Annotated in this window: 20 protein-coding genes and 1 pseudogene; 8 read left to right on the forward strand and 13 right to left on the reverse strand. The window is 52.7% G+C overall.

Annotated elements, in window-relative coordinates; genetic code table 11:
- Positions 1-177: 177 nt before the first annotated feature.
- The 9 genes from ACA108_04565 to ACA108_04605 form a co-directional block, all read right to left on the reverse strand.
- Complete coding sequence (locus ACA108_04565; protein XEX96815.1) at positions 178-756, reverse strand: HupE/UreJ family protein; 579 nt, start codon at positions 754-756, stop codon at positions 178-180.
- Positions 753-1,589: a DUF4198 domain-containing protein gene (locus ACA108_04570; protein XEX96816.1), complete on the reverse strand. Its 837-nt coding sequence runs from the start codon at positions 1,587-1,589 to the stop codon at positions 753-755. Before ACA108_04570 ends, ACA108_04565 begins: the two co-directional genes overlap by 4 nt.
- Positions 1,590-1,669: 80 nt before the next feature.
- On the reverse strand, positions 1,670-2,731 hold the full coding sequence (locus ACA108_04575; protein ID XEX96817.1) for a DUF4331 family protein: 1,062 nt from the start codon (positions 2,729-2,731) through the stop codon (positions 1,670-1,672).
- A 122-nt stretch (positions 2,732-2,853) separates the two neighbouring features.
- A complete protein-coding gene (locus ACA108_04580; protein XEX96818.1) occupies positions 2,854-3,261 on the reverse strand; it encodes a cupin domain-containing protein in 408 nt (135 codons plus the stop codon).
- A gap of 35 nt (positions 3,262-3,296) precedes the next feature.
- Positions 3,297-3,647 carry a RidA family protein gene (locus tag ACA108_04585; GenBank protein ID XEX96819.1) on the reverse strand — a complete coding sequence of 117 codons (351 nt, stop codon included), beginning with the start codon at positions 3,645-3,647 and terminating at the stop codon, positions 3,297-3,299.
- Between the two features lie 175 nt (positions 3,648-3,822).
- Positions 3,823-5,130 (reverse strand): lactonase family protein, encoded by a 1,308-nt coding sequence (locus tag ACA108_04590; protein XEX96820.1) that lies wholly within the window; start codon positions 5,128-5,130, stop codon positions 3,823-3,825.
- 93 nt (positions 5,131-5,223) lie between these two features.
- Complete coding sequence (locus tag ACA108_04595; GenBank protein XEX96821.1) at positions 5,224-5,784, reverse strand: carboxymuconolactone decarboxylase family protein; 561 nt, start codon at positions 5,782-5,784, stop codon at positions 5,224-5,226.
- A gap of 30 nt (positions 5,785-5,814) precedes the next feature.
- Positions 5,815-7,077, reverse strand: coding sequence for a beta-propeller fold lactonase family protein (locus ACA108_04600; protein ID XEX96822.1), 1,263 nt, complete (start codon positions 7,075-7,077; stop codon positions 5,815-5,817).
- Between the two features lie 785 nt (positions 7,078-7,862).
- On the reverse strand, positions 7,863-9,353 hold the full coding sequence (locus ACA108_04605) for an NCS1 family nucleobase:cation symporter-1 (protein ID XEX96823.1): 1,491 nt from the start codon (positions 9,351-9,353) through the stop codon (positions 7,863-7,865).
- Between the two features lie 221 nt (positions 9,354-9,574).
- Between ACA108_04605 and ACA108_04610 the strand changes: the two genes are divergently transcribed.
- Together ACA108_04610 and puuE are read left to right on the forward strand one after the other, a co-directional pair.
- Positions 9,575-10,312 carry an aspartate/glutamate racemase family protein gene (locus tag ACA108_04610; protein XEX96824.1) on the forward strand — a complete coding sequence of 246 codons (738 nt, stop codon included), beginning with the start codon at positions 9,575-9,577 and terminating at the stop codon, positions 10,310-10,312.
- A 32-nt stretch (positions 10,313-10,344) separates the two neighbouring features.
- Positions 10,345-11,304 (forward strand): allantoinase PuuE, encoded by a 960-nt coding sequence (gene puuE, locus ACA108_04615; protein XEX96825.1) that lies wholly within the window; start codon positions 10,345-10,347, stop codon positions 11,302-11,304.
- Positions 11,305-11,328: 24 nt separating this feature from the next.
- Here puuE and hpxZ read toward each other — a convergent pair whose 3' ends face one another.
- The 4 genes from hpxZ to ACA108_04635 are packed head-to-tail and all read right to left on the reverse strand — an operon-like array spanning position 11,329 to position 14,868.
- Positions 11,329-11,712: an oxalurate catabolism protein HpxZ gene (gene hpxZ / locus ACA108_04620; GenBank protein ID XEX96826.1), complete on the reverse strand. Its 384-nt coding sequence runs from the start codon at positions 11,710-11,712 to the stop codon at positions 11,329-11,331.
- Positions 11,713-13,089, reverse strand: coding sequence for an AtzE family amidohydrolase (locus ACA108_04625; GenBank protein ID XEX96827.1), 1,377 nt, complete (start codon positions 13,087-13,089; stop codon positions 11,713-11,715).
- Positions 13,086-13,271 (reverse strand): oxalurate catabolism protein HpxX, encoded by a 186-nt coding sequence (hpxX, locus tag ACA108_04630; GenBank protein ID XEX96828.1) that lies wholly within the window; start codon positions 13,269-13,271, stop codon positions 13,086-13,088. Before hpxX ends, ACA108_04625 begins: the two co-directional genes overlap by 4 nt.
- Positions 13,272-13,281: 10 nt before the next feature.
- The gene (locus ACA108_04635; GenBank protein XEX96829.1) at positions 13,282-14,868 is read right to left on the reverse strand and encodes a gamma-glutamyltransferase family protein; all 1,587 of its coding nucleotides are present in this window, start codon (positions 14,866-14,868) and stop codon (positions 13,282-13,284) included.
- Positions 14,869-14,984: 116 nt separating this feature from the next.
- On the opposite strand from ACA108_04635, the gene ACA108_04640 reads away from it, so the two are divergent.
- From ACA108_04640 to ACA108_04665, 6 genes and pseudogenes are all read left to right on the forward strand, one after another.
- Entirely contained in the window at positions 14,985-15,824 is an 840-nt protein-coding gene (locus ACA108_04640; protein XEX96830.1) for a MurR/RpiR family transcriptional regulator, read from the forward strand.
- A 200-nt stretch (positions 15,825-16,024) separates the two neighbouring features.
- Positions 16,025-17,266, forward strand: coding sequence for an alanine--glyoxylate aminotransferase family protein (locus ACA108_04645; protein XEX96831.1), 1,242 nt, complete (start codon positions 16,025-16,027; stop codon positions 17,264-17,266).
- Positions 17,266-18,522 (forward strand): annotated as a pseudogene (hpxK, locus tag ACA108_04650) (allantoate amidohydrolase). Before ACA108_04645 ends, hpxK begins: the two are co-directional and overlap by 1 nt.
- The gene (uraD, locus tag ACA108_04655; protein ID XEX98017.1) at positions 18,505-19,017 is read left to right on the forward strand and encodes a 2-oxo-4-hydroxy-4-carboxy-5-ureidoimidazoline decarboxylase; all 513 of its coding nucleotides are present in this window, start codon (positions 18,505-18,507) and stop codon (positions 19,015-19,017) included. The pseudogene hpxK and the gene uraD overlap by 18 nt, the downstream one beginning before the upstream one ends.
- A complete protein-coding gene (gene uraH, locus ACA108_04660) occupies positions 19,014-19,349 on the forward strand; it encodes a hydroxyisourate hydrolase (GenBank protein ID XEX96832.1) in 336 nt (111 codons plus the stop codon). The genes uraD and uraH overlap by 4 nt, the downstream gene beginning before the upstream one ends.
- A 24-nt stretch (positions 19,350-19,373) precedes the next feature.
- Positions 19,374-20,714 carry a nucleobase:cation symporter-2 family protein gene (locus ACA108_04665; protein XEX96833.1) on the forward strand — a complete coding sequence of 447 codons (1,341 nt, stop codon included), beginning with the start codon at positions 19,374-19,376 and terminating at the stop codon, positions 20,712-20,714.
- The last annotated feature ends 91 nt before the right edge of the window (positions 20,715-20,805 follow it).

Here is a 20,805-nt window from a genome sequence, read left to right on the forward strand (position 1 = left end):
AAGCGCCTGCTTGTGGTTATTGGTAGCAATGTTGAGCTTACCATCAAGGACGATTAGATATGTGGGTCGATTTGTATAGTCCTTATGCGGCAACGCAACACCTGGCGCTAACTTCACTGGTTAAATTTTTCAAGCGGTAGGGTAAATAATAAGATGTATTTAGATTTCCAGTTTTAATTAAATAATGGTCGTCAACATATACAGGCCACAGATGGCACTTATAGACCCAAGAATACGCAATAGTATATCACCACCATGCGTTTTCAAAAGATAGTGTGCACATACAGCACCCATGAGATGCAATGTTGCGGTGGTCGCCAGGAATCCAGCAGTGTAGGCCAATTTATTCTGCATTAACGGCATTTCGTAACCATGAGCGTAGCCATGGAAAATACCAAAAAATGCGGTCGCCATTGCAGCCAGATACACTGGCAGGATCTTTTTCACACTGATAGCCAAACCGAGCAGTAGCACAGAAAGGGAGACGCCCACTTCTGTACCAGATATTTCGATGTGCTCGAAGCCGATTAACCCGCCGGTAAACATGAAGAAGACAAAAGCGGAAGGTACAATCCAGATTGCTTTGCCTCCAATCTGGCTGCTCCAGGCGCCGACAGATATCATTGCTAAGAGATGGTCCATCCCGGACAGGGGATGTAACCAACCCGTTGATTCGCCGCTGCTATGTGCATAGGCGCTGTTCATCATTAATAAAGATGCAAGCAGTAGGGAAATATTGACAGGTGACTTATTCATGCCGCATCTCCTTCTGCCACCGGGAGAGTTATCGATGCCCAAATACTCTTCCAGTCAGCGTCTTCAAGCGGCGAAGTATCCATATCGACAGAACTAAATAACCATTCACCCTTTTGCGGCAAAATAAAGCTGGCAAGACCTTGCTCGTCGGTAGTGGCTCGCAGGATAATCGGCGGTGTAGTGTTTAATTCTGCTTTAACTTGCAGATTGGCTAATGGTTGGGAAGACGATAATAATTTAACGACGTAAGGGGTACCCGGCTTGTAGTACAGCGGTTCGGTGACGGGTACGAGTTCATGCTCGAGTCCGATAACTTTGTTGTACCCTTCACTTTTATTATCGACAAAAATAAGCGCTTTAGCACAGCGGTAAAAAAGTTCACTTCCAGGCTGGTCTGAAGCACCGTTATCTTTACGAGCAGTGATAATTTTACCTAATCCCTCTTCCTTTAAGTAATCCTCAAATTCATCTGCGGGTAGCGTGATTTTTGCCCCATTAGTGGTGAGCGAAGCAATAGTCGCCCCTGAAACTCGAGTTTTAAGATGTCCAATCACCAGCGCGCCATCATGGCCAGCGACTTTCCGCTGCCCTAACGCATCCCAGGAATTAAATGTTTCAATAAGACCTGGAAGGCGAGGGGTTTGTTTACCCGGGACACCTGGCCCTATGCGTAATTCAAAAACAACCTGATTGCCTTTGGCTGTAAGTGCGTCGTGGGGCAAGATCCAAAAGTCATGAGCGAAAGCATTGCTGCTGCACAGGGCCAGCAGTCCCAAAATTTGCTGAAAACGTTTAATAACTGCTTTAGGTATCCTGAATGCCGATCCTGTCATACCTCAATCCTTTGTCAGGGCTTAAAAGTTATCAGCCATGCATGATATATAGCTGAACATGGCTGATGGTATTTCGGAGCTTATTTCAGCTCGCCTGGGATCAAATACGGGAAGTTTTTCGTATATAACTTCTGATTAATGATGTGTTGATCGGTTGGCTGACCAATCAGTAACGTTAGCATAGCACTCATTGCGTCATCACTCAGGCTCCGGCCGTTGATTGATGCCGCTGAAAACTTAGCGGGAGTCCCTACTTTGTAGGTGATAACGTCAGGCACAAGCATATTGGCAACTTTGTCGCCGTAAACCTGCGGCTCCTTCTGAGAATGTGCGAAGGTACTGGCGCGGGCGGTACGAGCCGAAACAAAATTCTTCATGTCCTGCGAATTATCAGGACGGCTTTGGTTATGCTCGGCCTTAAGGTATTCATTCTCAAAAATCATGGAGTGAGAGAACAGTGGTATTGCCGAGTATTGCACCTGTTTCCAGCTGGCATCTTTATCGACTGCTGTGGTCATGAAGACCTGAATTTTTTTACCCAGCATTTTGTTAGGAATATCAAGGACGATGGCCCCGCAATTGCGGCCGGTGAAGATATTTTTACCTTTGACGGACGTCCAGATATTTGGATCATAACTCCCCTTAGCCAGCTGATCACGCAGGATATGTAGGCCCGGAGAGTTGCCGAAGAACGGGTCTTTTGCCACCCCAGCCCAGACCAGAATACCGTTACTCAGTTTGGTGCTTTTATCCTTTTCACCGTTACCGATTTCCTTGCCCTTTGTGCCTATTGGCGCGTTAGGAGCTGCAATTTCATGGACCGTGTAGTTTCCCTTATCATCAAAAATTAGAGAGAAAGTGTGCCCGGTTTTAAAATGTGCATCATCAGAAATATGGATGTTATACATTGCGCCTGGTTTGAAAACGCCACCAGGCACATTTTTTGGGGAGGGGTTAATATCCATGATGAAGACGGTTGCATTTGGTCGGGTAGACTGGAAGACATAGTTATCGAGCTGATTGATTGTCGGATCCTGCAGCACGGCAGCGGACTCGAAATGATGGCTGGCAAAAGCGCTACCCGAACAAGCGAGCAAGGTGGCGAGAACAATCATATTAATATTCAATTTGTGATCGCACATAATAATCCCTTTGTTAAATATTATATATACTACTGATACAACCCGATATAATATATGCGGTTGTATCCTGGTATATAAATTCGCTACCTTAAATATGGAGTCCGTAGCTAATGACCTGATACTTAGCAGCCGTTTTCACAATCTATAGAATCAGGGCCGTCATCAAGTAGATCGAATGTCAGAACACGCAATGGTATGACATCGGAACGATTCTTAACCCAATGCTCTGTGTCGTTGTATTCTGCATAGCAATCACCTTCTTTCCAGATAGCTGTGCCAGGATGTTTATTGCTATGCTCTTCGCCGGAACCTTGAAGCACATATAACAATGCAGGGCGATTTTTATGTGAGTGCAGGGGGATGATTTTTCCTGGATGGCATTCAAGCACTCGGCAGCGCATCCTTCTTTCAAGGAGTGGTTTTGCACCTTCGGGGACAATAATATCTGCCATAAAAATTGATGCCAATTCGGTAGATATCTCATTCTCATTTAGTGCAATAGTCTCTTTTGGGTAAGTTACATTATTCATAATATGTATTCCTATTGTGTCATATGATTATCAGGTTAAATTCCTGCAAAAACCTGAACTTCTACCTGCCATTCGGGGTTAGCCAGACGAGCAACCTGAATAGCTGAGCGTGAGGGCGATTGCCCGTTTTCGGAATCAATCCATTGATCCCATACTTGGTTGAACAACTCATAATTGTTCATATCTGTCAAAAAAATATTGGCATATATAACCTTTGATTTACTGGTGCCTGCTTTTCGCAGAAGTTCGTCGATGTGCCTGAATAAATTCTCGGCCTGTTCGGTTACACCATGTCCTTCGGATATCTGTCCTGACAGCACCACTAAATTTCCATTTAATGAGGCTTGACTCATACGTGGACTGGAATCAATTCGTTTAATTTCCATTTATTCTCCTGGATGGATCAAAAACAGATGTTAAGTGTTAATGAGATTCATGATTTCCTATCCTTGCTTCCTGTTGTATCCTCAGAACCCCGTTTATTTATCTGAAGCACATTACTCTAATTTTGAAAGCGATACAGTCCTGTGTTCGTGGTTATTCAGCGGGGGAGATAATTGTTTAATGTTGATAAGGAATCGTCACAATCCCATAAGAGTGGATCTTATCGCTGCCAGGATACGCCGCAACTTTTGTTAAGCCGCCATTATGTTCATCAATTTTGAAGACAAATGTTTTCCCGGTATTACCACTAATCACATTCACATACTTGCTATCAGCGCTCATATCCATATCGAGGAAATATTCGCCATAACCTGGTTCCTGATAGGCTAGCTCTTTATCAAGTTTGATACTGCTATCCTTATTAACGCTATAAGTTGAGATACTTGATGTTAGCGGATTTGTTGTCCAGGCATATTTCCCGTCTTTTGAAACAGTTACCCAACATACAGCTTGCTGGCCACCCCAAATACCGCTACCGGCGAGTACATCGGGGGATACCATGGTTAATTTCCCTTTATCATCGATATTATAAGATGTGACGGAACCTGTTTGCCCCTGGAAAAGATGAATGAAAGGGTATTTCTTTTTCTGTTCAGGTGTTGACTTATAGAAATTATGTGAACTATCTATGAATCGTGTTTCGGTAACCAGCAGTGTGGTATTGCCGCCTTCGGCCTTGGTCATTTTGGTGCCAATAGGCAATGCGAAGAAACGATTTTTATCAGCTTGTGGTGAATAAATCATCGAAACGGGATCGGCGGACAATACGCCATCTTGGCCAATCGCGTAAGAGCGAATCAGCCCTGTGGTAATTTCTACCGCGACAAGATATTTACCATCTGGAGTAATTTCAATACTTGCCGGGCGACCTGAAAGCTTACGTAACGAATTGGGCATTGCGGATAAACGGCCAGTATCATCAATGGTATAAGCTTTGATGTTCCCTTCGGAAGGATCGTCAACCTTCTTACCCATACTGGCAACATAAACATAGTTCTTAAACGATGCAATACTATTCGGTTTGATATCTCCCGCAGTAATTTTATTAACCATTTTAAGCGAGAGATCATCTTCGACGTGCAGTGAAGTAATTGTGCCATCACCCGCATTCACGACAAGAACATTTTTATTATCTGCTGAACGCCACAAACCGTAGGAAGACGCTAGTGGATCAATACCATCTTTAAAAGTGTGGCCGGATGCAGGATCATACGGCAAGCCAAAAAGTTCGACATTTCCTGTTCCTTTACCTCCTGTTTTGAACTCACCAATTTTTGATAATGTTCCATCAGAAAATTGCTGATAACCTACCACTGAGTTTTCAGCAGCATTGTTAGTAGCAACATATACACCACCTGTAATATCTTTAGCGGCAGCATTAAATGAAAGGGAAACTAATACTGCACATAGCGTCATTTTTTTCATAAAGCATCCTTGATATATAATAATGTTAGTTTAAATAAATAAGCGATGATAGTCATTCTTAAAAAATATTTGTTGCAGGTGATAATATTGTCTCTATTGGCCTGGAGGGGTAGAAATTTTCCCTTGAGCCATAAATATTCTGGACCAAATGTTCATTAATAATGTGGTGTTGGTTAACTCCTCTATTTCTGGTTGGCTAAACCCCGTGCTGATTAATTTGTCGAAAGCCAATTGGATATTGTCGTAATTTAATTCCGCAAGTGTTTCTGCATAATTTAACGCTGCTTTCTCCTTGCTGGAAAATAGATCGCTTTGGCGCCATGTAGAAAGACTATCTACTTTAGCCATTGGAATAGCTAGTTTGATGGTTTGTTTAGTATGTAAAATTACACAGTAATTACATTTATCAATCTGTGAAACTCTTAATCTAACCAGTTCTGCTAATTTACTATCAATGTATTTTAATTTGGTTGAATCTGAGCCATAATCTTTTGCCCATTCTTTTGGTAATTTAAGATAATCAGTACTGTTGCTTCCCAAACGAGTTACTTTAAATGTCACATCGTTATAATCCCTTTGCGAAATGTTTTTTTGCGCATAAGCATCTGTGTAGAAACTAAAAATCATCAGAACAGATAACATAATTTTTAACATGGCGAACTCCATTCGTTAGTGAGTAATTGATTAAAAACCATCAATACCTTGTGTGCTGTTTAATGGGATAGCATTGTCACCAACCCTGATCAGTTCATCACCAGACATTTTGTACCCTATCAATTTAGCCGCCGACGGGTAAAGTTGGTAAAAGTAGCCATTAGGTGATGACCAGTTTCCAATTGGTGAACCCGACGCGATAGCATGCATGTCGTTTGAGAGATCTGTTTTCTCTAACAGTCCCTGTTTACCTTTACCGGTGGTGATGTTATTGCCATTAATGCGGAAGCTAATCACTTCACCAATATCAAAGGCAGAAACATACGCGACTTTGCCATCGACAGAGTAGCTGACCCAGCAGGTGCCAACTTTGCCATTTTCATCAGCTTCGCCAGCCGGTGATTGTGCTGAAGAAAGGATTTGTACATTACCGTTTTCATCGATATGGTTAAATACCGCAAGGCCAGGTGAAGAATCGAGAGTATTAACAAAGTCTCCTTTCCTTTCGGACATAAACCGGAGCCCAAAAGGTGCTGGGCCTCCGGCGTCAAAGAAGCGCGGCTTTCCCAAATTACCATCATGTTGAATTGGGTATACGGCAAGGCCATCCTTTATGTCGGTATTAGAAGGAAATGCCTGAAGCTTTCCGTTGACCTTTTGCGGACGTTTTTCAAAAACGACATTCGCTAAAAGGAACTTATTAGTAGGGTCCACCTGTATCTGGCTTAAAACACGGTCGTGTGCCTCCGGTGTATTCACCGTCTGTGTCACTTTCAACAACTTCAAACGTCCATTGCTGACTTTAAATGCTTTTATATGGTCGGGTCCAAAGGAATGCCCCACATAAAGAATATTCAGTTTATCGTTATATGATAATGTATTTGCATTGCCGGATTCCCCGGTTGCTTCAACATCGATGAATTTTAGCTGGCCATCTTTCTGGATGCTAAAACTAGAGACACTGTTATCTGCGGTGTTCACTACAAATAGAAGCTTATGATCCTTGCTGAGGGTGAGCGCACCTGAACTGGCGAGCGCATCCGGGGCTGAAACTTGATCGGTAAGTTTCTTATAACCAGCAGTACCTTTCCCATTAGTCGGTAATCGGCTAATTTCAACTAATTCCCCATCTTTCTTTTGCGCATAATGAATGACCTTGTTAGCTGCGTCATTACTATTAACATAAACATGGTGACCACTAAAGTCGTCAGATCCATTTGCATAACTATTTTGTGAAATCATGATTGAGCTAATGAGCAGCATGTAAAATTTGTTTTTATTGAAATTTACCATTTATCTCTTCCTTTTAATATGTGGGTTTCTTGCAGGTGTCATAACAAATGAGTGCTAATTAATTCATATCTGATCACGGAAAAAGCGTGGGCGTGATATTTGAATGTTTATTGATATGTCCAGCTATACGCCGTAAGATATCGCCAATGAAATGAATCACGCTGGGAGTGAAAGTATAAGACAACACCCAGGTAATGAGAAGTCCTAGAAACTCTGGTCCTGCTGCACCTTGACTCCATTTATGCAATAGCAGTGTTGGAGTAGATATAGTAGCAGCGTAAATGTACGATAAAATTATATTCATTGAGATAAATATAAACAATGTAAACATTATTTGAATAGCAAATGAAAACTTTTTCAATGTAGGTTCCTTACTAACAATGCATTAATCATTTGATATTGAGCTGTATAATGGTCTCATTTATGCCCATTGGTTTATTTACCCTTTTTCCTGCTGAACTAACAATTATCAACTCGTATGAAGTTATGCAAAGCAAAGCTTGTTTAAAATTAAATTTTCATTGTTTTCATGTTTGAATGTGTTAAGGATCACTGTTTAATTGTCTCATAAATGATTGTTGTTAAATGGCCTGATAATTATTTGAGGTTCTTTAAGTGAGTATTGGTTTAATATAAGACTAATATCTGGCGTTCATTTTTTAATTAATATATTTAAAAACACGGGTAAGTTAGTCTAATAAGAAACTACTTTCTCACTAAGTGGCGAATTAGGGGCATTAAAAAGCCCTGAATCAGCAATGATTCAGGGCTTTGTCTTTTCTGACCTACTCTTTCGACACGGCAACTTCGCCGCTGTAGCTCACCATATCACTCTCTTTTTCCGCACGAGCCAGCCAGCGGTAGCAGCCCGCGCTCATAAACGCGCCGATAAACCAGCTGAAGTTTGCAATTTCATGCAGGGAAGGGATGAAGCTTATCGTCAGACAAACCGCGACGGACGGCACCAGCGCAATAATTGCCTTCGGATTAAACCCGCCTTTATACCAGTAGCGCCCCTGCGGCGTGTCATTAAACAGTTCGTCCACGTACACCTTGCTGCGCTTGATGATGTAGAAATCCATCAGCAGAATGCCGAACAGCGGCCCGATGAACGACCCGAGCACGTCCAGAGTGTAGTGAATCAGCTCCGGGGACTGGAACAGGTTCCACGGCGTAAGCAGCACTGAGCCAACGGCGGCAATCATTCCGCCGGTACGGAAGCTGATTTTCTGCGGTGAACAGTTAGAGAAATCAAAAGCCGGAGAAACAAAGTTTGCCACGATATTAATGCCGATTGTCGCGGTGATCATCGTCAGCAGGCCAATCGCCATTGCCAGGCTGTTACCCACGTGGCTGACGGTTTCAATCGGGTCTGTGATCATCCTGCCAAACAGCGACTGTGTGCCGGAGACAATTACCACGGTCACAATCGAGAACAGCAGGAAGTTAAACGGCAGCCCCCAGCGGTTGCCTCGGCGGATCTCCTTCATACTTTTGCCGTAGCGGGAGAAGTCGCCGAAGTTGAGCAGCGGGCCGGAGAAGTAGGAGACAACCAGCGCGGTTGCCGTCAGCATCTGCCAGGCCTGTTCGCCGGAGGTGAGCTGCTTGCTGGCAAGCGTGAAGGAGATGCCGTCAAAACCCGTCTGATACAGGATCCAACCCGCCAGCGCCATCATCACCACGTAGACCGCAGGTCCGGCAATATCGATAAAGCGTTTGATCGCGTTCATGCCGTGCCAGAACACCATTGCCTGCAGCACCCACATAATGCCGAAGCAGATCCAGCCCAGATGCGACAGGCCGAGGAAGTGGCCGGTGGTCATTGGCGCCAGCGACGGCCAGAACTTCAGCATCACCAGCATCAGGGCGTTCGCCGCCAGATAAGTTTGAATGCCGTACCAGGCAAAGGCGATCAGCCCGCGGATCACCGCCGGAATATTCGCACCGAATACGCCGAAGGCCTGGCGGCAAATAACGGCGTAGGGCACGCCCGCCATCTGGCTAGGTTTGGCCACCAGGTTGGCGCACAGCTGGACGATGCAAATTCCCACCAGCAGGCAAAGCAGCACCTGCCAGCTCGCCAGCCCCAGGGTAAAGAAGCTGGCGGCGACGACGTAGCCGCCCATGCTGTGCACGTCGGACATCCAGAAAGAAAAGATATTGTACCAGGACCAGTTCTGATTGCGCGTCGGCGCCAGATCTTCATTACACAGGCGCGGGCTGTAGCCAGCGTTAAGGTTGTCGACCAGAGTCGTAGCGTGTTCAACGTTTGGCATGAAATCTGCTCCTTAAAAACAGATGCTGACGGAATGTCTGCAACTTTCGTTGCATTAACCAGGCCAGGTTTCATACTTCACCAATTTGCGGGCTTTTAATAGGTAGTTAGCGCCAGTAAAGGGTTGTATTGATGCATCCAATGCATTATCACGGTGCAAACGCATAAATAAATGCCCGACGCTGGTGCTCATCGGCGGGCTAAAAACGACAAGGATCCAGCATGACGCAACATTTGATTCAGGTGATTAATCCCAATACCAGCGTGGCGATGACCGACACCATCGGCGAAGCGGCGCGCAGCGTGGCTACCCCCACCAGCAGGATTGTGGCGGTCTGTCCGACGCAGGGCGTGGAGTCTATAGAAGGGCATTTCGACGAGGTGATTGCGGCGGTAGGCGTACTGGAGCAAATCAAACTCGGCAAAGCGCAGGGTGCCAGCGGCCACGTCATCGCCTGCTTTGGCGACCCAGGCCTGCTGGCAGCGCGCGAGCTGGCAACCGGCCCCGTTATCGGCATTGCGGAAGCGGCTATGCATACCGCAACTTTGGTGGCGACACGTTTTTCCATTGTCACCACGTTGCCGCGCACGGTGATCATCGCCCGCCATTTATTACGTCAGTACGGCTTCGAACATCACTGCGCCGCGCTGCACGCCATCGATTTACCGGTGCTGGCTTTAGAAGATGGCACGGGTCTTGCTCAACAGAAGGTACGCGAGCGTTGCATCCAGGCCATGCGTGAAGATAACAGCGGGGCCATCGTGCTTGGCTGTGGGGGTATGGCAAACCTGGCGCAGGAGCTGACCGCCGAACTGGGGATCCCGGTTATCGACGGCGTCACCGCGGCGGTGAAAATGGTGGAGTCTCTTATCGCCCTCGGCTTTGGCACCAGCAAGCATGGTGACCTCGCGTATCCCAATAAAAAGCCGCTATCAGGCTGTTTTGACATGCTGAGCTGATATTCGGCTCGGCCAGAGCAAGGATACGAACCATGCAGGCTGTACCGAAAACCTACAATTTTACCGAGAACTACCCCCGTGACATGAAGGGCTACGGCGGGAAACCGCCCCATGCGCAGTGGCCGGGCAAAGCGCGAATCGCTCTGCAGTTTGTGCTTAATTTTGAAGAGGGTGGTGAAAACCACGTCCTGCACGGCGACAGCGGCTCGGAGCAGTTCCTGTCCGACATTATTGGTGCGGCGAGCTTCCTCGATCGCCATATGTCGATGGATTCGCTCTATGAATACGGCTCCCGCGCGGGCTTCTGGCGTATCCACAACGAATTTCAGAAGCGCGGGCTGACCATGACGGTGTTCGGCGTGGCGATGGCGCTGGCGCGTAACCCGGAGATCGTCGCCGCCATTAAAGCGGCCGACTACGATGTGGTCAGCCACGGCTGGCGCTGGATCCACTATCAGAACCTGGACGTTGCCACTGAGCGCCAGCACATGCATCAGGCGATAGAAATACTGGAAGATCTGTTCGGCAAGAAGCCGCTCGGCTGGTACACGGGCCGCGACAGCCCAAACACCCGCAGGCTGGTGGCGGAAAACGGCGGCTTTCTGTACGACAGCGATTATTACGGCGATGATTTACCGTTCTGGAGCAAGGTGAACTGCGAAGACGGCTCGGTGAAACCCCATCTCATCGTGCCCTACACGCTGGATACTAACGACATGCGCTTTGCTACCGCGCAGGGTTTTAACACCGCCGAACAGTTCTATACCTATCTGAAAGACAGTTTTGACGTGCTGTACGAAGAGGGGGAAACTGCGCCGAAAATGATGTCGATTGGTATGCACTGCCGCCTGCTGGGCCGCCCCGGACGCTTCCGGGCGCTACAGCGTTTTCTGGACTACGTGCAGCAGTTCGACGACGTGTGGATTTGCCGCCGTCAGGAGATTGCCGAACACTGGGTGAAAACCCACCCAGCACGTTTGTCGGGTGGATAAGCGGCAGCGCCATCCACCACTACATCAGACCATCAAACTGACATGCGCCGCCACGATGCGCCAGCCGTACGGGAACTTCACCCAGGTCTGCATCTGGCGGCCAATTTTCTCGCTGCCGTCGCGGGAAAATTCGGTGCTGGCCACCGCCATATCATCGCCGTAGGTGGTGATGGTGGTGTTATCCAGCAGCCTCTCCAGCCCCTGGGATGGACGGGCATTGCGGAAAGCACGGATCTGCTCAATGCCGTACAAATTCTCGGATGCGCCGTAGCGCACGGTGCGGGCATCGTCCCAGAAAAGCTCGTCGAGCACGGCGATATCGTTGCTGATCAACGCCTGCTCATAGCGGTAAAACGCCGCGCGAACTTCGTTGAGGATCGCCGGGCGGTCAATATTGTCACGCATCATTTAATTTACCTTCACGTCCACTATTCCCTGCATTTCGAGCAGTCGTGCGGCCTGCAAACAGACATCCTCGCGCCACGGAGCGGCGATGAGCTGTACGCCAATCGGCAGGCCGCTGGCGGTGCGTAACGGTACGCTGACCACCGGCAATCCCAGAAATGAAATTGGCTGGGCAAGCATTCCCATGCTGGCTTTCACGGGCAGATCTGCGCCGTTGATGCGCATCGTCTGCTGCCCTTTTAGCGTCGCACAGCAGGGCGTAGCAGGGGCGATAAGCACATCGAACTGGTCAAAGAGCGGCAGAGTCTGGTCGCGGAACCAGGCGCGGAAGCGCTGTGCCTGAGTGTACCACGCGGAGGGGGCCATAGCTCCGGCTAACAGGCGCTCCCGGGAATTCAGCTCAAAGCGTTGCGGCTCGCGGCGTAAAGCGGGCAGATAAGCGTTCCCCCCTTCGGCTGCGGTGAGTAAAAAAGCTGCCGAGCGGGCTAGTTCTGCCTCGGGAAGCGTAATGCTTTCAGACGCCTCGAGAGCACAGGCTACCGTCGCAACGGCATTTCTGGCAGCATCGTCGCACCAGGTATCGAAGAAGCCACCGAGCATCGCGCACCGCAATCTTCCGATGTTATTTAGCTTCGCGGCGATTTTTTCTGCTGGCCGCTCAGACTGAAAATGGTCGCTGCTGTCCGCACCCTGCAAAATGTCATACACCAGCGCCAGGTCCTCCACGCTGCTCGCCAGCGGGCCGATGTGGTCGAGGCTTGCGACAAACGGCTGGCTGCCGCTGCGGGACAATCTACCAAACGTAGGCTTTAGCCCCAGCAGACCGCATAAAGATGCCGGAACGCGAATCGAGCCGTTGGTATCGGTGCCGAGCGTAAAGTTAACCATCCCCGCAGCGACGGCGGCAGCCGAGCCGCCGGACGATCCTCCTGCTACCCTGGTGATATCCCGCGGATTGCTTGTCGCGCCGTAGTGGCTGTTTTCTGTGGTGAAGCCGTAGGCATAGGCGTCCATATTCAGCGCGCCAGCAAGCGTAGCCCCGGCTTCCCTAAGCCTGTGAACGGCAAAGGCATCTTTCGCGGCGGCGGGAGTCGTGCTGAACAGCTCCGCCCCGGCAAGGGTTGTTACACCCTCGATATCGAAAAGATTTTTTACCGCGTAGGGCACTCCCGCCAGCGGCGGCAGAGTTTCGCCTCTGGCACGCAGACGGTCGATAACCGAGGCTTCCCGCAGCATGCGCTCCTGCGTCACGCAGGTAAAAGCATTGATCTTTGGATTAGTCTGTTCAATCGTTGCCAGCGTTTTCTGAGCCAGCTCGCCGGCGGAAAACTCACCCTTCGCCAGCCCCTGCTGGATCGCTTTTATCGACAGTAAACTCATAGCTTGTAGACCCCCGCAACGTCCTGACGCTGCGGTAAATCGAACGCCATCAGCGGGGCCGCCATGTCTGCCATGCGGGTCAGCTGCACCGCCAGCTCTTTACGCCGTTCGTCATCCAGCGGTATATCAAGCAGCTGTTCCATACAGTCGATGTACGTCGGCCAGTCAATTTCTTGTCTCATCTGCTTCTCCTCAGAATCCGGCGGCGCTGCCGTTGCTGCGTGGATCGTAGGCACCTTCGAGCATGCCGTTGGTGTGGCGCACAATGGCCCCCGCGTGGCCGACGGCCTCGCTGAAGTCGGGCAGGGATTCAACGTCATGCCCCAGCCTGCGCAGCGTTTCGAAGGTTTCCGGGCTGAAGCGCCCCTCCAGTTTCAGGCTGTCGGTGGCCTGGCCCCAGGTCCTGCCCAGCAGCCAGCGCGGGGCGCTAACCGCCTCCTGTAACGGCATCCCCTGCACCACGTGACGGGTGAATATTGCCGCCTGGGTTTGCGGCTGACCGTCGCCGCCCATTGAGCCGTAAACCATAATTCTCCCATCCGCGAGGCGTGCAGCGGCCGGGTTCAGCGTGTGGAAAGGCTGTTTGCCGGGGGCGAGGGCAAGGAGATGTTCCGGATTGAGGCTGAACGCCGCGCCCCGGTTCTGCCACAGCACACCGCTTTTCGGCAGCACCACGCCGCTGCCAAACTCGTGATAAATGCTCTGGATAAATGACACCGCCAGCCCGCTGTTATCAATCACGCCCATCCAGACCGTGTCGCCGGGCCCTTTGCCGGTTCCCCAGGCCGCGGCCTTTTCATCATCGATTTGCGCGGCCAGCGTGGCAAGTGGCTCCGGCGCAAGCAGGCTCTGAATCGAGGTAGTGATATGGCGCGGATCGGTAATGTAACGGTCGCGCAGGGCGAAGGCTTTCTTGGTTGCTTCCACGATGCGGTGGACGGTCTGCGCCTCGTCTGCATCTTTCATCGGCAGGTTGTCGGTCATGCCCAGAATCGCCAGCGAAACCAGACCTTGCGTCGGCGGCGTCATATTGAAGATTTCCCCGTGCTGATGCTCGAGGCGCAGCGGGACGCGGCTTTTTGCACGCTGGGCTGCAAGATCCTGATAATTAATTGGCATGCCCAGCTCGCGCAGCTCTTCCGCCATCAGCGCGGCGAGCGGCCCACGATAAAAACTGTCCAGCCCTTCAACCGTCAGGCGCGTCAGCGTTTCCGCAAGCTTCGGCTGGGTGAAACGGCTGCCCGCGCGGGGAATTTCGCCACGGTGTAAAAACGTCTGGGCAAAGCCGGGAATATCAACCAGCTCGGCGTATTTACCGTGGGTGGCGCTGGCCTGCGACTGGGTGACGGGAATGCCGTCGGCGGCGTAGCGAATGGCATCCGCCAGCAGACGTGAAAGCGGCAGCGTGCCGCCGCCCAGCCGGGCAGAAACTTTTAATGCTTCGTCCCAGCCGCTCAAGGTGCCCGGCACGGTTATTGCCGACTTTGGCCCACGGTGGGGAATCGCCTGCTCTCCGGCAAAAAAATCGAAGTTGGCAAGGGTGCCCGCGGCCCCGCTCGCGTCTATGGCAATCGGCTCACCTTCGGGTGGGACGATAAGCCAGAAGCCATCGCCCCCGATGCCGTTCATATGCGGATACACCACGGCAATAGTCGCGGCGGCGGCCACCATCGCCTCAATGGCATCGCCGCCGTGGCGTAAAACGGACAGCGCGGTTTCGCTGGCGAGATGGTGCGGTGTGACGGCCATGCCGGAGGGAGCCATATTGCTTTGCATCATCGTTATTGTCTCTTTGGACCAAAGTCGGTGGTGTAATCAAGCAAGAGCTGTTCCAGGTTGACGGGGATCGTTTCGCTGTGTCAGGCTCCGGTGAAACAAAAATTCCAGGAGCCATCGTGAAACAGCTAGATGAACGGCTGCGCGCCGCATACGACAAGCTATCCCCGCAGGAGCAGCGCGTGGCGGCGTTTATCATCGACCATTTCGATGACCTGATTAGCTACAACAGCGCCGAGCTGGCGCGCCTTTCCGGCGTCTCGAAAGCCACGGTCAGCCGCCTGTTCAAACGGCTGGGCTACGACCGCTATAAAGACATGCGCGACGAGCTGCGGACGCTGCGCCAGAGCGGCATGCCGCTGACGGAAAACCGTGACGCGGTGCAGGGCAACACCCTGCTGGCGCGGCATTATAAACAGGAAATGGCCAATTTAACCCAGTGGGTAAACGCCCTGGACGCGCAGCAGTTTGCCGCCGTGGTTAGCGCGTTGGTGAATGGCCGACGCATTTTTATCATCGGCCTGCGCAACTCGTGGCCGGTGGCAATCCATCTTCGCCAGCAGCTTTTACAAAGCCGCAGCGACGTCTATCTGCTGCCGCAGCCGGGCCAGACGCTGGCGGAAGAGCTGGTGGATCTCAGCGCAGAAGATTGCGTGGTAGCGATCGCCTTCCGCCGCCGCCCGCGCATCATCAAACCGCTGCTGGCGAACCTGCATGAGCGCGGTATTCCTCTGGTGGTGATGAGCGAAACCCAGGCCTCCGGGCTGGCCCCGCTCTGCCGTTGGCACCTTTCCGCCCCGCTGGAAAGCGTCTCTGCCTTTGACAGCTACAGTAGCGCCATGAGTCTGGTGAACCTGCTGGCCAACGCCGTGCTGCACGAAGCGCTATCCACGGGCCGCCAGCGCATCCATAAGATTGCCGATCTCTATAACGAGCTGGATGAATTAGAACAACGTTAACGCACCTGCATGGTGCGATTGCACATCATCAGTGAACCGTTATGGTTCATTATTGCCTGGCAAATCATTCACATCTGGTAGGGTGGATAAGCGCCGCGCCATCCACCGCCCTTTCTCTAAATCTTTTCGCTTCATGGCACATTAGTTGCAAAACCATACATAAAGAATCTTTTGTTTCACGCAGAATAAAAGGAACGCGCATGTTCGCCATTCAGGACTACCCACAGATTAATCCGCCGCACCGTCTGCTGATGGGGCCGGGGCCAATCAATGCCGATCCGCGCGTGCTGCGCGCTATGGCAAGCCAGCTTATCGGTCAGTACGATCCGGTGATGACGGGCTATATGAATGAGGTGATGACGCTGTATCGCGAGCTGTTCCGCACGCAGAACCGCTGGACCATGCTGGTGGACGGCACGTCCCGGGCTGGCATCGAGGCGATTCTGCTGTCGGCTATCCGTCCCGGCGACAAAGTGCTGGTGCCGGTGTTCGGTCGTTTCGGCCATCTGCTTTGTGAAATTGCCCGCCGCTGCCGCGCCGAAGTGCATACCATTGAAGTGCCGTGGGGAGAAGTCTTCACCGCCGACCAAATTGAAGACGCGATCAAAAAGATTGGACCGCGCCTGCTGCTGACGGTGCAGGGCGACACCTCAACCACTATGCTGCAGCCGCTGGCAGAGCTGGGGGATATCTGCCGCCGCCACGACGTGCTGTTTTACACCGATGCCACGGCTTCCTTCGGCGGTAACGCGCTGGAAACCGACGCCTGGGGGCTGGACGCCGTCTCTGCGGGCTTACAAAAATGCCTCGGCGGCCCGTCCGGCAGCTCGCCGGTCACAATCAGCCCGAAGATGGAAGAGGTTATCCGCCGCCGCAAGTGCGTGGAGGAAGGGATCCGCACCGCTGCACACGAAGATGGCGACGACGAGATGATCTACTCCAACTATTTCGATCTCGGTATGGTGATGGACTACTGGGGGCCGGAGCGCCTTAATCACCACACCGAAGCGACAAGCATGCTGTTTGCCGCTCGCGAATGCGCCCGCGTGATCCTCGAAGAAGGGGTAGATCGCGGTATCGCCCGCCATGAGCTGCACGGCAGAGCGATGGTGGCGGGTATTCAGGGAATGGGGCTGGAAACCTTCGGCGACCTGAAACACAAAATGAACAACGTGCTGGGCGTGGTGATCCCCTCCGCCGTGCACGGTGAGGAAGTCCGCAAGCTGCTGCTGGAAGATTTCCATATTGAGATCGGCACCTCCTTCGGCCCGCTGCAGGGCAAAATCTGGCGCATCGGCACCATGGGCTACAACGCCCGTAAAGACTGCGTGCTGCAAACGCTGACCGCGCTGGAGGCGGTACTTAACCGGCTCGGTTTCAAAACGACCCAGGGCGCGGCGATGCAGGCGGCGTGGGATGTCTACGCGCAGGGGAGCCGCTGATGGTAAAACTTGCCATGACGCCTGCTGCGGCAGAGGCGGCAGCGCTTCGCATCATGCAGCGAGCGGATACGCTGGCTGCGCTTAGCGAAACGCCGGACGGCCTGACGCGCGTCTATCTGTCACCCGAACATCTGCGCGCCAACCACCTGGTCGCCAGCTGGATGGAGCAGGTTGGCATGACCACCTGGCAGGATGCGGTGGGTAATATCTGCGGCCGCTACGAAGGCGCGAACGAGGGCGCGCAGGCTGTGCTGCTTGGCTCGCACCTGGACACCGTGCGCAACGCCGGACGCTATGACGGCATGCTCGGCGTGCTGAGCGGGCTGGAAGTCGTCGCTTATCTTTATCAGAACGCCATCCAGCTGGAGCAGGCGATTGAAATCGTGGGCTTTGGCGATGAAGAAGGTACGCGTTTTGGCGTCACGCTGCTGGGCAGTAAAGGGTTGACCGGGACATGGCCGGAAAGCTGGCTGGCCTGTGAAGATGCCGCTGGCATCAGCGTGGCGCAGGCGCTGCTCAACGCGGGTTTCGACCCTTCGCGCATCGCGCACGCCGCCCGCCAACCGGAAGCATTCAGCGCCTATCTGGAATTACACATCGAACAAGGCCCGGTGCTCGAGCGGCACGGTCTTGCCCTTGGCGTGGTTAGCGCGATTAACGGCGCGCGCCGTCTGAACTGCAAATTTACCGGCGAAGCAGGGCACGCGGGGACGGTGCCGATGTCGATTCGCAAAGATGCGCTGGCCGGAGCCGCCGAGTGGATGTCCCTCATCGAAAAGATCACGCGTGAGCAAGACCCGGACCTGGTTGCCACAGTCGGTTCGCTGCAGTGTTCGCCTGGGGCGGTCAACGTCATCCCCGGTGAAGTGCATCTGACGCTGGATATTCGCAGCCCGCAGGACGGCAATCTTGACGATTTGCTCCGCCAGTTATTAAGCGAAGGCGAAGAAATTGCCGTTCGTCGCGGCCTGGTATTCAGCGCCGAAACTTACTATTCCATTCCGGCCACCCCCTGTGACGAAGAGCTACAGGCGCAGCTCGGGGCTGCCGTCAGCGCCGTGCAGGGCCGCAGCCTGTCGTTGCCGAGCGGGGCGGGGCACGACGCTATCGCTATTGCCGAACGCTGGCCGGTGGGGATGCTGTTTGTGCGCTGCGATCGGGGCATCAGCCATCATCCGGCCGAATCGGTCACCCAGGCCGACGTCGCTCAGGCGGTACGGGCATACACCCATGCGGTTATGCATCTGGCCCAGTCGCCGCTTGCAGATTTCAACAGCGCAGAGGAGCAGGACGCACAACGCCGGGTTTCTCCGTGCGTTGCGCTCCCTGAATGGGTAAATGGCGTGGTTGCGGGCAGACCGTATGACGCCTTTAACGAGCTGCTGGATCGTGCTGCCAATCTGGCTGGAGGCTGGGATCGGCGGGATCTTGAGCAGGCCCTCTCCGCCCATCCCCGCATCGGTGAAAAAGCCAGGGGCGGCGGCAAAGAGGCCGTGCTGTCCCGGGGCGAACAATCCTCCGTGGATCAGCAAAATACCGCGCTCAGTCTGGCGCTTGCCCAGGGCAACGCAGAGTACGAAGCCAAATTCGGACGCGTATTTCTTATCCGCGCTAAGGGCCGCAGCGGGGAAGAGATCCTTGCTGAGCTTCATCGCCGCCTGAAAAATTCGCAGGAACAGGAAGAAACCGAGGCGCTGGAACAACTGCGCCAGATTACGTTGCTACGACTTGAAGGAGCGTTCGCCCGATGAGCCAGCTAAGCACCCATGTTCTTGATACCGCGCTGGGAAAACCTGCCGGGGGCGTAATTATTCACCTGGAATACCAGTTCGCTGACGGCTGGGAAATTATCGGCGAAGGGCAAACCGATGCCGACGGGCGGCTGAAAGATCTGCTGCCCGTTCCGCTTGAAGCCGGGCGCTATCGTCTGACGGCAGACATTGGCCAGTACTTTGCGGCGACCTCGCGGGAGACGCTATATCCCACGGCGCAAATCGATTTTGTTATTCCCGAGGGCGGTGGCCACTACCATCTGCCGTTCCTTATCTCCCCCTGGTCGTGGTCTACCTATCGCGGCAGTTGAACCCACTAAAAACGGAAGGGCAGCATGAAAGAGAATAATAGCGCCTGCGCGCGCCCGGAAGACCAGCGTTACCCCATCGTCAAAACTTTCACCTGGGGATTGCAGCATGTGCTGACGATGTACGGTGGGATCATCGCCCCGCCGTTAATCATCGGCAGCGCAGCCGGACTCGGCGCTACGGATATTGGCCTGCTTGTCACCGCCGCGCTGTTTATCAGTGGATTATCAACATTGTTGCAGTCCCTCGGCGTGCCGTTTTTTGGTTCGCGGCTGCCGCTGGTACAGGGCGTGTCGTTTGCCGGGGTGGCGACAATGGTGGCGATTGTTACCGGCGGCGGCGGTTTGCCAGTGGTATTCGGAGCCGTGATTGCTTCTTCAATACTCGGTTTACTGATCACGCCGTTTTTTGCGCAGATCATCCGCTTTTTCCCGCCCGTTGTGACCGGCTGCGTGATCGCGGTGATCGGCCTTTCGCTGATGCCTGTGGCGGCGCGCTGGGCGATGGGGGGCAACATGAAAGCTGCAGACTGGGGCGCACCTTCAAACATTGGCCTGGCGGCGCTGACGCTTGGCGTGATCCTTCTTCTTAACCGGATCGGTTGGAGCAGCATTACGCGGATTGCCGTGCTGGCGGCCATGATCGTGGGCACGCTGGTGGCGGTAGTAACCGGCAAAGCAGATTTCAGCGGCGTGCTGAACGGCAGCTGGGTGGCGATGCCGACGATGTTTGCCTTTGGCACGCCCGTCTTCGACAGCGCGGCGATCCTATCGATGTTCCTGATTGTGCTGGTGCTGCTGACGGAGACCACCGCCGGACTGATGGCGGTAGGCGAGATCGTCGGCACGGACGTCAATGGACGACGTATTGCTAATGGCCTGCGTGCGGACATGCTGACCAGCGCCATCGCGCCAGTATTTAACTCCTTCCCGCAAAGCGCCTTTGCCCAGAACATCGGGCTGGTGGCGATTACCGGCATCAAAAGCCGCTTTGTAGTGAGCGCCGGCGGAGCGATCCTGGTCGTGCTTGGTCTACTGCCGGTGCTGGGGCGGGTAATTGCCTGCATTCCGATGCCGGTACTCGGCGGCGCGGGCGTCGTGCTGTTCGGCTCGGTAGCGGCAAGCGGTATCCGCACGCTGGCGAAGGTGGATTACAAAGAGAATATGAATCTTGTGGTGGTGGCAACCGCGCTGGCCTTCGGCATGATCCCTATCGTGATGCCAACCTTCTACGATCAGTTCCCCGGCTGGGTGCGCACGCTGCTGCATTCCGGCATCAGCGCAACCTGTCTTGTCGCTTTTATCCTGAATATCCTGTTTAACACACGTCTACTCCCTTCGCGTCGCCGCCTGCCGGAAGCCTCCTGATTAAGCCCCTTCTTACTCATTCATTCCGCACGCTGTTTAGTGCTGCGTGCGGAATTAACAAATAAAAAACACAATTGCATCATTTTGATCT

This window comes from Dryocola sp. LX212 (assembly GCA_041504365.1).
Lineage (GTDB): Bacteria > Pseudomonadota > Gammaproteobacteria > Enterobacterales > Enterobacteriaceae > Dryocola.